The organism is Streptomyces roseifaciens, assembly GCF_001445655.1.
GTDB classification, from domain to species: Bacteria; Actinomycetota; Actinomycetes; order Streptomycetales; family Streptomycetaceae; genus Streptomyces; species Streptomyces aureoversilis.
The window spans coordinates 2870593-2885398 of record NZ_LNBE01000004.1; the positions used below are offsets into that span (position 1 = coordinate 2870593).

The 14806-nt window shown below is 71.2% G+C and carries 12 protein-coding genes; 8 read left to right on the plus strand and 4 right to left on the minus strand.

Features of this window, described 5'->3' with window-relative positions; genetic code table 11:
- Positions 1–121: 121 nt before the first annotated feature.
- The gene (locus AS857_RS30155) at positions 122–1822 is read left to right on the plus strand and encodes a coenzyme B12-dependent isobutyryl-CoA mutase large subunit (RefSeq protein WP_058046329.1); all 1701 of its coding nucleotides are present in this window, start codon (positions 122–124) and stop codon (positions 1820–1822) included.
- A gap of 117 nt (positions 1823–1939) precedes the next feature.
- Here the strand turns inward: AS857_RS30155 and AS857_RS30160 are convergent, their stop codons facing one another.
- Positions 1940–2557 carry a TetR/AcrR family transcriptional regulator gene (locus tag AS857_RS30160; RefSeq protein WP_058046330.1) on the minus strand — a complete coding sequence of 206 codons (618 nt, stop codon included), beginning with the start codon at positions 2555–2557 and terminating at the stop codon, positions 1940–1942.
- 183 nt (positions 2558–2740) lie between these two features.
- Here AS857_RS30160 and AS857_RS30165 point away from each other — a divergent pair, with 183 nt between their 5' ends.
- The 4 genes from AS857_RS30165 to AS857_RS30180 all read left to right on the plus strand — a co-directional run bounded on the left by AS857_RS30165 (position 2741) and on the right by AS857_RS30180 (position 6778).
- Positions 2741–3712 (plus strand): tetratricopeptide repeat protein, encoded by a 972-nt coding sequence (locus tag AS857_RS30165; RefSeq protein ID WP_058046331.1) that lies wholly within the window; start codon positions 2741–2743, stop codon positions 3710–3712.
- Between the two features lie 555 nt (positions 3713–4267).
- A complete protein-coding gene (locus tag AS857_RS30170; protein WP_058046332.1) occupies positions 4268–4909 on the plus strand; it encodes a DUF6230 family protein in 642 nt (213 codons plus the stop codon).
- 101 nt (positions 4910–5010) lie between these two features.
- Positions 5011–5496, plus strand: coding sequence for a DUF6114 domain-containing protein (locus tag AS857_RS30175; protein ID WP_058046333.1), 486 nt, complete (start codon positions 5011–5013; stop codon positions 5494–5496).
- Positions 5486–6778 (plus strand): hypothetical protein, encoded by a 1293-nt coding sequence (locus AS857_RS30180; protein ID WP_058046334.1) that lies wholly within the window; start codon positions 5486–5488, stop codon positions 6776–6778. Before AS857_RS30175 ends, AS857_RS30180 begins: the two co-directional genes overlap by 11 nt.
- Positions 6779–6858: 80 nt before the next feature.
- Here the strand turns inward: AS857_RS30180 and pyk are convergent, their stop codons facing one another.
- From pyk to pta, 3 genes are all read right to left on the minus strand, one after another.
- Entirely contained in the window at positions 6859–8286 is a 1428-nt protein-coding gene (gene pyk / locus AS857_RS30185) for a pyruvate kinase (RefSeq protein ID WP_058046335.1), read from the minus strand.
- Between the two features lie 72 nt (positions 8287–8358).
- The gene (locus AS857_RS30190; RefSeq protein ID WP_058046336.1) at positions 8359–9570 is read right to left on the minus strand and encodes an acetate kinase; all 1212 of its coding nucleotides are present in this window, start codon (positions 9568–9570) and stop codon (positions 8359–8361) included.
- Between the two features lie 100 nt (positions 9571–9670).
- Entirely contained in the window at positions 9671–11779 is a 2109-nt protein-coding gene (pta, locus tag AS857_RS30195) for a phosphate acetyltransferase (RefSeq protein WP_058046337.1), read from the minus strand.
- A 295-nt stretch (positions 11780–12074) separates the two neighbouring features.
- On the opposite strand from pta, the gene AS857_RS30200 reads away from it, so the two are divergent.
- From AS857_RS30200 to AS857_RS30210, 3 genes are all read left to right on the plus strand, one after another.
- A complete protein-coding gene (locus AS857_RS30200) occupies positions 12075–13100 on the plus strand; it encodes an ATP-dependent 6-phosphofructokinase (RefSeq protein WP_058046338.1) in 1026 nt (341 codons plus the stop codon).
- Between the two features lie 394 nt (positions 13101–13494).
- Positions 13495–13860, plus strand: coding sequence for an apotyrosinase chaperone MelC1 (gene melC1, locus AS857_RS30205; protein WP_058046339.1), 366 nt, complete (start codon positions 13495–13497; stop codon positions 13858–13860).
- Between the two features lie 40 nt (positions 13861–13900).
- Positions 13901–14761 carry a tyrosinase family protein gene (locus tag AS857_RS30210; protein ID WP_058046340.1) on the plus strand — a complete coding sequence of 287 codons (861 nt, stop codon included), beginning with the start codon at positions 13901–13903 and terminating at the stop codon, positions 14759–14761.
- Positions 14762–14806 lie beyond the last annotated feature (45 nt).

Sequence of the window (14806 nt, forward strand, 5' to 3'; positions counted from 1 at the left end):
CGGACACCCCTTGTGTTCGGGGCGCTCTTGCGCGACGATTTACTAGGACGTCCTAGTAAATTGCCCGCCGGGCCAGCGCCGGACCGGAGCGGGCAGGACGCGGAGAGGTGGACGAGAGCACATGGATGCAGCAGCCATCGAGGCCGGTCGCGGCCGCTGGCAGGAGCGTTTCGACGCGGCCCGCAAGCGGGACGCCGACTTCACCACCCTCTCCGGTGACGAGGTCGCTCCCGTCTACGGCCCCCGCCCCGGCGATGCGTACGAGGGCTTCGAGCGCATCGGCTGGCCGGGGGAGTACCCCTTCACCCGCGGCCTGTACGCCACCGGCTACCGCGGCCGCACCTGGACCATCCGCCAGTTCGCCGGCTTCGGCAACGCCGAGCAGACCAACGAGCGCTACAAGATGATCCTCGCCAATGGCGGCGGCGGACTCTCGGTCGCGTTCGACATGCCCACCCTCATGGGCCGCGACTCCGACGACCCCCGCTCGCTCGGCGAGGTCGGCCACTGCGGCGTCGCCATCGACTCCGCCGCCGACATGGAGGTCCTCTTCAAGGACATCCCCCTCGGCGACGTGACGACGTCCATGACCATCAGCGGGCCCGCCGTGCCCGTCTTCTGCATGTACCTCGTCGCCGCCGAGCGGCAGGGCGTCGACCCCGCCGTGCTCAACGGCACGCTCCAGACCGACATCTTCAAGGAGTACATCGCGCAGAAGGAGTGGCTCTTCCCGCCCGAGCCCCACCTGCGCCTGATCGGCGACCTGATGGAGCACTGCGCCCGCACCATCCCCGCCTACAAGCCCCTGTCCGTCTCCGGCTACCACATCCGCGAGGCCGGGGCCACGGCCGCGCAGGAGCTCGCCTACACCCTCGCCGACGGCTTCGGGTACGTGGAGCTCGGCCTGAGCCGCGGGCTCGACGTCGACACCTTCGCACCCGGCCTCTCCTTCTTCTTCGACGCCCACGTCGACTTCTTCGAGGAGATCGCCAAGTTCCGCGCCGCCCGCCGCATCTGGGCCCGCTGGATGAAGGAGGTCTACGGCGCGAAGTCCGAGAAGGCGCAGTGGCTGCGCTTCCACACCCAGACCGCGGGCGTCTCCCTCACCGCGCAGCAGCCGTACAACAACGTCGTGCGCACGGCCGTGGAGGCCCTCGCCGCGGTCCTGGGCGGCACCAACTCCCTGCACACCAACGCCCTCGACGAGACCCTCGCCCTCCCCAGCGAGCAGGCCGCCGAGATCGCCCTGCGCACCCAGCAGGTGCTCATGGAGGAGACCGGCGTCGCCAACGTCGCCGACCCGCTCGGCGGCTCCTGGTACGTCGAGCAGCTCACCGACCGGATCGAGGCCGACGCCGAGAAGATCTTCGAGCAGATCAAGGAGCGGGGCACCCGGGCCGTGCCGAACGGCGCGCACCCGATCGGGCCCGTCACCTCCGGCATCCTGCGCGGCATCGAGGACGGCTGGTTCACCGGCGAGATCGCCGAGAGCGCCTTCCGCTACCAGCAGTCCCTGGAGAAGGGCGACAAGCGGGTCGTCGGCGTCAACTGCCACCACGGCTCGGTGACGGGCGACCTGGAGATCCTGCGCGTCAGCCACGAGGTCGAGCGCGAGCAGGTGCGCGTCCTGGCCGGGCGCAAGGCCGCGCGGGACGACGCGCGGGTACGGGCGTCGCTGGACGCGATGCTGGCCGCGGCGCGGGGCGGCTCGAACATGATCGAGCCGATGCTGGAGGCGGTGCGGGCCGAGGCCACGCTCGGGGAGATCTGCGGGGTGCTGCGGGACGAGTGGGGGGTGTACGTCGAGCCGGCCGGGTTCTGAGTTCCCGGGGCTCCGCCCCGGACCCCGGTCATCGAACGCCGGGCAGGCTTGATTTTGCTGAGGCCTCGGTAAAGCCGGGCCGGTCCGGCGGCATACGGGCGCCGCGCAGCAGCGCGGCTACGCCCGCAAGCCCCCGAGCAGGAGCACGGCGAAGCCGCGGGCCCATTCGGGGTCGACCCGCTCCGCGCTGACCAGTGTGCGGTGCACCACCGCGCCGGCGATCACGTCGAAGATCAGGTCGGCCGTGCGGGCCGCGGCCGACGGGTCTTCCTCGTAGGGGAGTTCCCCGCGCGCCTGGGCTCGCTCCCGCCCCAGGAGGACCAGGCGCTTCTGGCGGTCCACGATCGCGTCCCGGATGCGTTCGCGCAGAGCATCGTCCCGCGTGGACTCCGCGACCACGGCCATCAGAGCCGTCTTCGTCTCCGGCCGTTCCAGCAGCGCCGCGAACCGCAGCACCACGCCCTCGATGTCGGCCTGCAGGCTGCCGAGGTCCGGCAGCTCCAGCTGCTCGTCGAAGAGTGCCGCGACCGCGTCCACGACGAGCTCGTTCTTGTTCGCCCAGCGCCGGTAGAGCGTGGTCTTCGCCACCCCCGCGCGGGCGGCCACGTCGCCCATCGTCAGCTTTCCCCAGCCCAGCTCGACCAGCGCGGCGCGCGTCGCCTCGAGGATCGCGCGGTCGGCCTCGGGGCTGCGCGGGCGCCCGGTGCGGCGCGCGGGGGAGGGGACGGGGCTCATGGCACGGGACCCTACCGCCGAGTAGGCCCCGGGGCAGGGGGGCTTGCGGAGGGGGCGGGGGGTGCAGTTACGCTACGGCTCGTAGCGTAAGAGCGACAACCACGGACGCCGGGTGGGGACCCGGTGTCGCACGCCGACCGCTATTTTTCCGGTTCACCGGGTCGAGGGGGGAGGATAGGGCCCATGCAGCCACGGAACATGTCCATGAGTGGAGTGGTCGACCTCGCCGCGGTGAAGGCGGCCGGGGAAGCCAAGCAGAAGGCGGAGCAGGCGCGCGCCGAGGCCGCCCGCAAGGGCACGCCGCCCGCCGCCGCGGGCCGCCTCGTCTTCGACGTCGACGAGGCGGGCTTCGAGGCCCAGGTCCTGCAGCGCTCCGCCGAGGTGCCCGTCGTCATCGACTTCTGGGCCGACTGGTGCGAGCCGTGCAAGCAGCTCGGCCCGCTGCTGGAGCGGCTGGCGGCCGAGTACGCGGGCCGTTTCGTCCTGGCCAAGGTCGACGTCGAGGCCAATCAGCTGCTGTTCCAGCAGTTCGGCGTGCAGTCGATCCCCGCGGTCTTCGCGGTGGTGGCCGGCCAGGCCCTGCCGCTGTTCCAGGGCGCCGCGCCCGAGGCGCAGATCCGCCAGGTGCTCGACCAGCTCGTGCAGGTGTCCGAGCAGCGCTTCGGCATCGTGGGCGCGCCGGTCGCCGCGGATGCGGCGGAGGAGGCCGGGGCCGCGGAGCCCGAGGCGCCTGCCGGTCCGTACGACGGCGTGCTGAGCCTCGCCCACCAGGCGCTGGACGCGGGTGACCTGGGCGGTGCCGTCCGGGCTTACGAGAACGTGCTGGCCGAGGACCCGGCCAACCCCGAGGCGAAGCTGGGCCTCGCGCAGGCCGAGCTGCTCCAGCGCGTCCAGGGCGTGGACCCGCAGGCGGTCCGCAAGGCCGCCGCGGACCGGCCCGGCGATGTGCAGGCGCAGATCGCCGCGGCCGATCTCGACCTGGTCGGCGGCCATGTCGAGGACGCTTTCGGCCGTCTGATCGATGCGGTCAAGCGCACCGCGGGCGAGGACCGCAATGCGGCGCGCGTACGGCTGCTGGAGCTCTTCGAGGTGATCGGGTCGGACGACCCGCGGGTGAGTGCCGCGCGGACCGCGCTCTCTCGCGCGCTGTTCTGACACAAACGAAACAGCGGCATCGCTTTACCAAAACTTGGTAAACGGGGCCGCCGTTACTGCGAGTAAGAAAAGCCCGGGCTTTCGCCCGGGTTTTTCTGTTACCTCCACTTCTCTCCGGGCACGGTGCGGCGACGTCCGCGCACCCGTAGATGCACACCGGACGCCCCGCGGTTATCGGCTCGTTACTCGCTAGTAATGAACCTCTTGTGCGGCAGCCGTGAATGCACCACGATCGGCCAAGCTCGGTCCATTCCTCCAACCCGGCAGCCGGCCGGCGTCGGGGGAGCGGGTCCCCACCGGGCGGACCGGCCCCGCGCGGGCCGGTTCAGGGACAGGGGGGTCCCTGCCGCACAACGGCAGGGCCTGTCCCCGCGGTTGCGCGAAGGCGTGGCCAAGTGGTTGTCGCTCGGGGGTGATCGCCGGTGTTCCCGGAGGCGTTTCGCGTCGCCGGACGGCGGCGCTCCTTCCCGAGGACGTAGCACGTCTCCCATCCCCGGGCACGGCTCGCGACGCGAGGCCCGCGCCGGAGATGTACGTCCGAGAAGGAGGCAAGTCATGGAGTCCCAGACTCGTGGTGGGACCAGATGGCGGCGGTTCGCCGTCGTCATGGTGCCCAGCGTCGCGGCGACGGCCGCGATCGGAGTCGCCATAGCGCAGGGCGCGCTGGCGGCGTCGTTCAGTGTTTCGGGCCAGCAGTTCCAGGTGACCGCCGGGAAGCTGCACGGCAAGGGGTTCGTCCAGTACGGCGCCATGGACCAGACGAAGGCGGGCAGCAAGCCCGTCGCGGTGGTCGGCATCGAGACGGCGGAGATCAACAACCTTTGCCAGGCGGTCACCATCCCCATCCCCGGCATCGGCAAAGAGGTGTCGATGAAGCTGGAGGCCGGGGGCGACAAGCAGGTCACGGCGTCGAAGCTCTACATCGACGCCGAGGACATGAAGGCCAACGCCACGTTCAAGAACGTCGACATCGGCGTGTCCGTGGACAACACGACCAAGGGGCCGGGCCCTGCGGGCGCGGGCAAGAACGGCGAGGGTGCGCACGTGCCCGGCTCGTTCGCCCAGCAGGCGGACGAGGTCTGGTTCGACAGCGTCGACCAGAAGGCCTGGGCGACCTCGGCGGGCACGTTCACGCTCCCCGGTCTGCACATGGGCATCAGCTGGGGCAAGTCCGAGTGCAAGGTGCCCAAGGCTTGACACGCTGAACGGACGGGTGCGGGACGGGAAAGCGCGCTTCCGCACCCGTACCGCGTCCGCTTCGTACCGAAGAAGATGCCCGTCCCTAGGAGCTGTACGACATGAGCGTCGACACGCGACCCCAGCAGGTCGGTTCATTCGGCCGCGCCCGCCGTTCGTTCCGGGAGTGGCGGTGGCAACGCCCGTTCTGGGGCGGGTTGTGGACCCTGCTGTCCGGGATCCCGATCATGTACATCCCTTACCAGACCATGACGTTGGGCGATCTGCACATCCGCATGGCCACCACGGCGGGCGCCGGGTCGCTGATCATAGGGGTCCTGCTGGTCGTGCTCGGCCTGACGCTCTGGTTCCAGCAGCAGTCCCGGATCTTCGCCGGAGTCGCGGCCATCCTGCTCGCGCTGGTCTCCCTGGTCGTCTCCAACTTCGGCGCGTTCCTTATCGGTTTCCTGCTCGCCCTCGTCGGCGGCGCCCTCGGTGTCTCCTGGGCGCCCGGCAGGCCCGCCAGGCCCGCCACCAGCGCCGTCGCGGAGCCGGCGGCCGCCATATCGCTCAGCAAGGAGCGGGACGGAGGTCACGGTGCCGAGTGAGGGGCCGCGCCACGCCGCGCCCAGAAAGCCGCTGCTCGCCCGGCTGCACATGCCGGCGGGCAAAGCCGTCGCCCTCGCGGCCATGCCGAGTGCCGTCCTCATGGGCATGGGGCTGACCCCCACGCTGGCGTCCGCCAAGCCCGCGCCGAAGAAGCTGTTCGACGGAGCGTGCGCCACGGCTCCGGACACGGCGGCCGAGGGGGAGACCCCGGACGCCGGCGAGTCGGGCGCACCGAGCGGCAAGCCCAGCGGCAAGCCGAGCGCCGGCCCCGGCGCCGGCCCGAGTGCCGCGCCCGGTGCGGGGGCGTCGTCCGCGCCCGCCGAGGGCCGGAAGAAGCCGGAGAGCCCGGAGAAGCCGGCGGCTCCCGGGAAGGGCACGTCCGCCAAGCCCGGCGCGCCCTCCGGCTCGCCGTCCCCGGCGGCCCCGAAACCGTCCTCTTCCCCGTCCCCCTCCTCTTCGCCCTCCGCCGCGAAGCCCGCCAACCCCCTCGACCCGCTGGGCCTCGGCGACAAGCTCCGCGACATCCTGACCGGCGGTGGGAAGGCGGGCGAGAAGGCGGGCGAGAAGCCGGCCCCGCCGCCGTCCCCCGGCCCGGCGTCCTCGGCCCCCGCGCCCAAGCCCTCGGCGCAGCCCGACAGGGCCCGGAAGGACCCCACGGAGAAGCCCGGGGAGCAGGACAAGGGCAAGGGCGAGGAGAAGGGCGGCCCCTCCGCCGGTCCGTCCGGGTCCCCCGCTCCGGCCCCGTCCGGCTCGACTTCCCCCTCGGCCGCCCCGGAGACGGGCGACGGCGAGCTGCCGCCCTGCCCCAAGGGCACGGTCGTGGACGAGAACGAGCACCACGCGTTCCCCAACCAGCCCTGGTACCTGGAGGCGAGCAAGCTCACCCTCACCGGGCTGACGTACGAGGGCGTCAAGAAGATCACCATGGTGAACGGGCAGCAGAAGGACGTCCTCAAGTTCACCGCCGACTCGCTGGCGATCAAGGACCTGCACCAGATCGTCAACAGCCGGGGCAAGCAGTACCACGTGGCCGGCATGGGCACGGAGTCCACCATCACCGGCGGCAAGGTGACCATGTACACCGAGGAGCTGAAGGGCAGCCTCCTCGGGATCATCCCGGCGACGCACTCGCCGAGCGTTCCGCCGCCGCTGATACCCGGGCTGAAGCTGCCGATCCCGGTCTTCTACACCAACGTCAAGATCCGCCAGGGCGGGCAGTTCGGCGGCACGCTGCACATCCCGAACCTGCACCAGTACATGACCGACGGAACGTATCCGTAGAGCACTGCGCAGCCGGAACGGCCGTGGCCGCCGTCCCCTCGCGAGGGGACGGCGGCCACGGCCGTGAGCAGGGGTGGAACCTAGCGGCTCTCGCCGCCGAGGTGGTGCACCCGCACCATGTTCGTGGTGCCGGGGACGCCGGGCGGGGAGCCCGCCGTGATGATCATGGTGTCGCCGTCGTTGTAGCGCTTGAGCTTCAGCAGCTCGGCGTCGACGAGGTCGACCATGGCGTCGGTGTTCTCCACGTGCGGGACGACGAAGGTCTCGACGCCCCAGCTCAGCGTGAGCTGGTTGCAGGTGGAGGCCTCCGTGGTGAAGGCCAGGATCGGCTGGGCCGCGCGGTAGCGGGACAGGCGGCGGGCGGTGTCACCGGACTTGGTGAAGGCGACCAGCGACTTGGCGCCGAGGAAGTCGGCGATCTCGCAGGCCGCGCGGGCGACCGAGCCGCCCTGGGTGCGCGGCTTCTTGCCCGGGACCAGCGGCTGCAGGCCCTTGGAGAGGAGCTCCTCCTCGGCCGCCTCGACGATGCGCGACATCGTCTTGACGGTCTCGATCGGGTACGCGCCCACGCTGGACTCGGCGGAGAGCATGACCGCGTCGGCGCCGTCGAGGATGGCGTTGGCGACGTCGGAGGCCTCGGCGCGGGTCGGCCGCGAGTTGGTGATCATCGACTCCATCATCTGGGTCGCGACGATCACCGGCTTGGCGTTGCGGCGGCACATCTCGATGAGGCGCTTCTGCACCATCGGGACCTTCTCCAGCGGGTACTCCACCGCGAGGTCGCCACGGGCCACCATCACGCCGTCGAACGCCATGACGACGTCCTGCATGTTGGCGACGGCCTGCGGCTTCTCGACCTTGGCGATGACCGGGACCCGGCGGCCGACCTCGTCCATGACGCGGTGGACGTCGAGGACGTCCTTGGCGTCGCGGACGAAGGACAGCGCGACCATGTCGCAGCCCATGGCGAGGGCGAACTTCAGGTCCTCGACGTCCTTCTCGGACAGCGCCGGGACGTTCACCGCCGCACCGGGCAGGTTGATGCCCTTGTGGTCGGAGATGACGCCGCCCTCGATCACGATGGTCCGCACGCGCGGGCCCTCGACCTCGGTGACCCGCAGCTCGACGTTGCCGTCGTTGATGAGGATCTGGTCGCCCTTGGAGACGTCGCCCGGCAGGCCCTTGTAGGTCGTGCCGCAGATGGTGCGGTCGCCCGGGACGTCCTCGGTCGTGATGATGAACTCGTCGCCGCGCACCAGCTCCACCGGGCCGTCCGCGAAGGTCTCCAGGCGGATCTTCGGGCCCTGGAGGTCGGCGAGGACGCCGACCGCGCGGCCGGTCTCCTGCGTGGCCTTACGGAGGCGGTGGTACCGCTCCTCGTGCTCCGCGTGGGTCCCGTGGCTCATGTTGAAGCGGGCCACGTTCATGCCGGCCTCGATCAGCGTCTTCAGCTGGTCGAAGGAGTCGACGGCGGGGCCCAGGGTGCAGACGATTTTGGAACGGCGCATGGGGCTGATCCTATCGGTTTGTTTCGGAGCGGAATATTCGAGCTGTGGGAACGACCGAGTGCCGGCCGTCGATCAAGCGCTGACCAGGTCGTACGTCTGGGTGGCGATCTCCAGCTCCTCGTCGGTGGGCACGACCGCGACGGCGACGCGGGCGCCGTCGGGGGAGATCAGGCGCGGCTCGCCGGACCGGACGGCGTTGCGGCCGGCGTCCACGGCCAGGCCCAGCCCCTCCAGGCCGGCCACGGCGGCCTCGCGCACGGGCGCCGCGTTCTCGCCGACGCCGGCGGTGAAGGCCACGGCGTCGACCTTGCCCAGGACCGCGTAGTAGGCGCCGATGTACTTCTTGAGCCGGTGCACGTAGATGTCGAAGGCGAGCGCCGCCCGCTCGTCGCCCTCGTCGATGCGGCGGCGGATCTCGCGCATGTCGTTGTCGCCGCACAGGCCGATCAGGCCGCTCTTCTTGTTGAGCAGCGCGTCGATCTCGTCGGTGGACATCCCGGCGTTGCGGGACAGGTGCAGGATGACCGCCGGGTCCAGGTCGCCCGAACGGGTGCCCATGACCAGGCCCTCCAGCGGGGTCAGGCCCATGGAGGTGTCGACGCACCGGCCGCCCTCGACCGCCGAGGCCGAGGCGCCGTTGCCCAGGTGCAGGACGATGACGTTGACCTCGGAGGGGTCCTTGCCCAGCAGCTTCGCGGTCTCGCGCGAGACGTAGGCGTGCGAGGTGCCGTGGAAGCCGTAGCGGCGCACCATGTGGGCGTCGGCCGTGGCCACGTCGATGGCGTAGCGGGCGGCGGCCTCCGGCATCGTCGTGTGGAAGGCGGTGTCGAAGACGGCGACCTGCGGCAGGTCGGGGCGCAGCGCCTGCGCCGTGCGGATGCCCGTGACGTTGGCCGGGTTGTGCAGCGGGGCGACCGGCACGAGCCGCTCGATCTCCGCCAGCACCTCGTCGGTGATCACGGTGGGGGCGGTGAACTTCTGGCCGCCGTGCACCACCCGGTGGCCGATCGCGGCGAGCTCCGGCGAGTCCAGGCCCAGCCCGTCCGCGGCCAGCTCCGCGGCGACCGCCTGCAGCGCGGCCTCGTGGTCGGCGATCGGCGCCTCCTGCTCGCGCTTGGCGCCGCCCGTGGCGAGCGGGGTGTGCGCGAGGCGGGAGGTCTCCTCGCCGATGCGCTCGACCAGGCCCACGGCCAGCCGGGCGCCGTCGGCCATGTCGAGCAGCTGGTACTTGACCGAGGAGGAGCCGGAGTTGAGGACGAGGACTCGGGTGGGGTTGGCAGTCATGAACGCTTTCCGGGTTGTGGGGGTCTCGGGGGCTGGGTCTTCGACGTCGGTGGGGGATGCCGTACGGGACCGGGCGGCGGTCCCGTACGGCCTACGGGCGTCAGACGGCGGGCGCGTCCGGCGCGGTTCCGTTCCCGGCCTCGCCCTGGGCCTGGATCGCGGAGATCGCGACCGTGGTCACGATGTCCTGCACCAGCGCGCCGCGGGAGAGGTCGTTGACGGGCTTGCGCAGGCCCTGCAGGACCGGGCCGACGGCCACGGCGCCGGCCGAGCGCTGGACGGCCTTGTAGGTGTTGTTGCCGGTGTTGAGGTCGGGGAAGATCAGCACGGTGGCCTTGCCCGCGACCTCCGAGCCGGGGAGCTTGGTCCTGGCGACCGCGGCGTCCACGGCGGCGTCGTACTGGATCGGGCCCTCGACCTTGAGGTCCGGGCGGCGCTCGCGGACGATCTCGGTGGCCTTGCGCACCTTGTCGACGTCCGCGCCGGAGCCGGAGGTGCCGGTGGAGTACGACAGCATCGCGATCCGCGGCTCGACGCCGAACTGGGCGGCGGTCGCCGCGGACTGGATGGCGATGTCCGCGAGCTGCTCGGCGTTCGGGTCGGGGTTGACCGCGCAGTCGCCGTAGACCAGCACCCGGTCGGCCAGGCACATGAAGAAGACCGAGGAGACGATCTGCGCGCCCGGCGCGGTCTTGATGATCTCGAAGGCCGGGCGGATGGTGGCGGCGGTGGAGTGCACCGCGCCGGAGACCATGCCGTCGGCCAGGCCCTCCTGGACCATCAGGGTGCCGAAGTAGGAGACGTCGGTGACCACGTCGTGCGCGAGCTCGACGGTCATGCCCTTGTGGGCGCGGGCCTTGGCGTAGATCTCGGCGAAGCGCTCGCGCAGCGGGGAGGTCTGCGGGTCGATGATCTGCGCCGAGGCCAGGTCGATGCCCAGCTCGCCCGCGCGCTTGCGGATCGCGCCCTCCTCGCCCAGGAGCGTGAGGTCGCAGATGTCGCGGCGCAGCACCACGTCCGCGGCGCGCAGCACGCGCTCCTCCGTGCCCTCGGGCAGGACGATGCGGCGGCGGGCCGAGCGGGAGCGCTCGATCAGCTCGTGCTCGAACATCATCGGGGTGACGCGGCTGGAGCGGGCCACGGCGATGCGGTTCGTCAGCTCCGCGGTGCCCACGTGCCGCTCGAACAGGCCGAGGGCCGTCTCCGCCTTGCGCGGCGAGAACGCGTCGAGCTTGCCCTCGATCGCGAACAGCTCGGCCGCGGTCGGGAAGGAGCCGCCCGGCACCGAGACGACCGGGGTGCCCGGGGCCAGCCGGTCGGCGAGCGCCAGGATGTCCGGGCCCGGCTTCTCGTCCAGGGTCAGCAGCACGCCGGCTATCGGCGGGGCGCCGGCGCTGTGCGCGGCGAGGGCGCCGACGATCAGGTCCACCCGGTCGCCGGGGGTCACGACCAGGCAGCCCTCGGTCAGGGCGGGCAGGAAGACCGGCAGCATGGCGCCGCCGAAGACGAAGTCCTTGGCGTCGCGGGCCAGGCCCGCGTCGTCGCCGAGCAGCACCTCGGCGTTCAGCTTGCGGACTATCTGCGCCACGGTCGGCGCGGAGAGCCCGGCCTCCTCGGGGAGGGCGTAGCAGGGGACGGGCAGGCTCGCCGACAGGCGCTCGGCGACGGCCTCGCGGTCGGCCGGGGCGACCCGGTTGACGACCAGGGCGACGACGTCGCAGCCCAGGGCCTCGTAGGCGCGGTAGGCGTTGCGCGCCTCGGCCCGCACGGACTCGGCCGTCTGGTCCTGGCCGCCGACGACCGTGATCACCGAGGCGCCGAACTCGTTGGCGAGGCGGGCGTTGAGGGCGAGCTCGTCGGGGAGCGTGGAGCCGACGTAGTCGGTGCCGAGCACCAGCACGTACTCGTAGTCGCGGGCGACCGCGTGGAAGCGCTCGACCAGCCGCGAGACGAGCTCGTCCGTGCCGCGCTCGGCCTGCAGCGCGGAGGCCTCCGCGTAGCTCATGCCGTGGCCGGACTCCGCGGACTGCCCCAGCCGGTAGCGGGACCGCAGCAGGTCGAAGAGGCGGTCCGGCCCGTCGCCGTGGACGAGCGGGCGGAAGACGCCCACCCGGTCCACCTGACGGGTGAGGAGCTCCATGACTCCCAGCTCGATGACCTGGCGCCCGTCGCCCCGGTCGGTCCCGGTCACGTACACGCTGCGCGTCACGCGTGCTCTCCTTGCTCCATCGCCGTGTTCTTCGGTGTTCTTCGGTGTTTCTTCGCCGTGTGCTTCGGCTTTAAAAAATACCCGTTATGGTGGGCTTGACCTCTTGACAATACCTGCGCCCCTGGCTAAGGCGCGCGTCAGCAAGGCGTCCGGGCCCGCAGGGGCGGAGGTCAGGGCCGGCGCGGCCCCGGGGTGCGCCGGTACCCATCGGACCGTGAAACAATCGGCCCGGCTCACATGTACCATCCCCTTACCTTCGGTAGGGGGGACCCCAGAGCAGGAGACACAGCACGCGATGCGCATCGGAGTTCTCACCGCAGGCGGCGACTGCCCCGGCCTGAACGCTGTCATCCGCTCGGTGGTGCACCGCGCGGTCGCCGGCCACGGTGACGAGGTCATCGGCTTCGAGGACGGCTTCAAGGGCCTGCTCGACGGCCGGCACCGCAAGCTCGACCTGGAAGCGGTCAGCGGCATCCTCGCCCGCGGCGGCACCATCCTCGGCTCCTCCCGCCTGGAGCGGGCCCGGCTGCGCGAGGCCTGCGAGAGCTCCAAGGAGCTCGCCCGCGAGTACGGCATCGACGTGCTCATCCCGATCGGCGGCGAGGGCACGCTGACCGCGGCCCGGATGCTGTCGGACGCGGGCCTGCCCGTCGTCGGCGTCCCCAAGACCATCGACAACGACATCTCCTCCACGGACCGCACCTTCGGCTTCGACACCGCCGTCGGCGTGGCCACCGAGGCGATCGACCGCCTCAAGACCACCGCCGAGTCCCACCAGCGGGTGATGGTCGTCGAGGTCATGGGCCGGCACGCGGGCTGGATCGCCCTGGAGTCCGGCATGGCCGGCGGCGCCCACGGCATCTGCCTCCCCGAGCGGGCCTTCGCGGTCGACGACCTCGTGAAGATGGTCGAGGAGCGCTTCGCCCGGGGCAAGAAGTTCGCCGTCATCTGTGTCGCCGAGGGCGCGCACCCCGCCGAGGGCTCGATGGAGTACGCGAAGGGCGCCATAGACCAGTTCGGCCACGAGCGCTTCGCCGGCATCGGCACCAAGCTCGCCGCCGAGCTGGAGAAGCGCCTGGGCAAGGAGGCCCGCCCGGTCATCCTCGGCCACGTCCAGCGCGGCGGCACCCCCACCGCGTACGACCGCGTCCTCGCCACCCGCTTCGGCTGGCACGCCGTCGAGGCCGCCCACCGCGGCGACTTCGGCAAGATGACGGCCCTGAAGGGCACCGACATCAGGATGGTGCCGATCGCCGACGCCGTCACCGAGCTCAAGCGCGTGCCGGAGAGCCGGATGGACGAGGCGGAGTCGGTCTTCTAGGCCTTCCGTCCCCTCGACTCCTACGAGGCTTCAGCCACGAGGCCCTCGCCGACCAGGTCGGCGAGGGCCTCGTGGCTTTTCGGCTTTCGGCTTTCGGCTTTCGGCTTGTTGGCTTTTGGTGAGGCATGCCACGCTTTGGCTGTTGTGCCGGAAATCTTCCGGCTGTGCGTGCTGCCTGCGCAAAGTTCTCCCGTGGTGGCCGGGGTGCACGCCGCCCCTTTCCGGAAGGCCCCTTTATTAATACAGCCTCATATTGGCTGTATCTCGCCACATGTCCGGCTCTTCCCGAAGATCTGTTACGTTCATGATCATCTACGCCGGTCGGGGGGTCGGGGGAGCTCGACGAGCTGGACCCCCTGGTCGGAAGGAACGTTTCTTCTGAAGGGGGACCCGGGTGTCCGACCTCACCCGCCGCCGCATGCTCGGCCGTACCGCCGCAGCTGCCGCCGGAATCGTGCTCGCCGGACCGGCCGCGCAGGCCTTCGCCGCCGAGAGCGGGCACGACCACCACGGCAACGGCTCCGGCCACCGGCCGTTCGACGAGATCTACGAGGGCCGCCGCATCGAGGGCCGGCTCACCTCCGGCAGCGGCGGCCACCACGACTTCGGCATCGCCGTCTTCGTCGACGGCCGTCCGCTGCACATCATGCCGCGCGGCAACGGCTGGATCAGCGTCATGAACCACTACGAGGTCTTCGCGTCGCCGTACGAGGTGACCCGCGCCGCCGTGCGGGCGCTGCGCGGCGTCAACCTCGTCTGAGCCACCACCTGATCCCGTTTCCGTAAAGGGCCACATTCTCATGGCAGTTCGCAAGAACCAGGCAAAGCTCACCAAGGCCGAGCGGCGCGACTTCGTGGAGGCGCTGCTGGAGCTCAAGCGCCGCGGCGGCTACGACAAGTACGTCGAGATGCACGACCGCTTCGTGATGAGCGACCTGGACGACCAGGAGCGCACCGGCCACGTCTCGCCGTCGTTCCTGCCCTGGCACCGGCAGTTCCTGCTCGACTTCGAGCGGGACCTGCAGTCCGTCAACCCGGCCGTCACGCTCCCGTACTGGGACTTCACGGTCAACCGCTCGCTGTCCGACCCGGTCTTCGCCCCCGACTTCCTCGGCGGCAACGGGCGCGAGCGCGACGCCCAGGTCATGGACGGCCCGTTCGCCTACGGCGGCGGCCGCTGGCCGATCTACTTCAAGGCCGACGAACGCCCCTTCCTGATGCGGGAGATGGGGCGGAGCAAGAGCACGCCGCAGCTGCCCACGGCCGCCACGGTCGAGGCCGCGCTGGCCGCCCCGTACTACGACGAGGCGCCCTGGAACTCCACCTCCAAGGCCGGCTTCCGCAACCTCGTCGAGGGCTGGGCGAACGGCAACACCGGCCCGCACAACACCGTGCACCGCTGGGTCGGCGGCCACATGAACACCGGCATGTCGCCCAACGACCCGGTGTTCTGGCTGCTGCACTGCTTCATCGACAAGCTGTGGTCCGACTGGCAGCGCCGGCACCCGAAGGCGCCCGCCTACCTGCCGGTCGAGCCGGTCAAGGACATCGTCGCCCTCGACGAGCCCATGAAGCCGTGGAGCGAGAAGGGGCAGCGGGTCACCCCCGCCGACATGATCGACCACAGGAAGTTCTACGCGTACGACACCGACGCCGCGTAAGCGGCGGCGGGGGCGCGGGGGGAACGGGGGAGCGGGGGAGTGGGG

What these genes read in the sequence shown, in the direction of transcription:
- AS857_RS30155 (WP_058046329.1), top strand. Translation starts at nt 122, where the DNA reads ATGGATGCAGCAGCCATCGAGGCCGGTCGCGGCCGCTGGCAGGAGCGT.
- AS857_RS30160 (WP_058046330.1), bottom strand. Translation starts at nt 2,557, where the DNA reads ATGAGCCCCGTCCCCTCCCCCGCGCGCCGCACCGGGCGCCCGCGCAGC.
- AS857_RS30165 (WP_058046331.1), top strand. Translation starts at nt 2,741, where the DNA reads ATGCAGCCACGGAACATGTCCATGAGTGGAGTGGTCGACCTCGCCGCG.
- AS857_RS30170 (WP_058046332.1), top strand. Translation starts at nt 4,268, where the DNA reads ATGGAGTCCCAGACTCGTGGTGGGACCAGATGGCGGCGGTTCGCCGTC.
- AS857_RS30175 (WP_058046333.1), top strand. Translation starts at nt 5,011, where the DNA reads ATGAGCGTCGACACGCGACCCCAGCAGGTCGGTTCATTCGGCCGCGCC.
- pyk (WP_058046335.1), bottom strand. Translation starts at nt 8,286, where the DNA reads ATGCGCCGTTCCAAAATCGTCTGCACCCTGGGCCCCGCCGTCGACTCC.
- AS857_RS30190 (WP_058046336.1), bottom strand. Translation starts at nt 9,570, where the DNA reads ATGACTGCCAACCCCACCCGAGTCCTCGTCCTCAACTCCGGCTCCTCC.
- AS857_RS30200 (WP_058046338.1), top strand. Translation starts at nt 12,075, where the DNA reads ATGCGCATCGGAGTTCTCACCGCAGGCGGCGACTGCCCCGGCCTGAAC.
- AS857_RS30210 (WP_058046340.1), top strand. Translation starts at nt 13,901, where the DNA reads ATGGCAGTTCGCAAGAACCAGGCAAAGCTCACCAAGGCCGAGCGGCGC.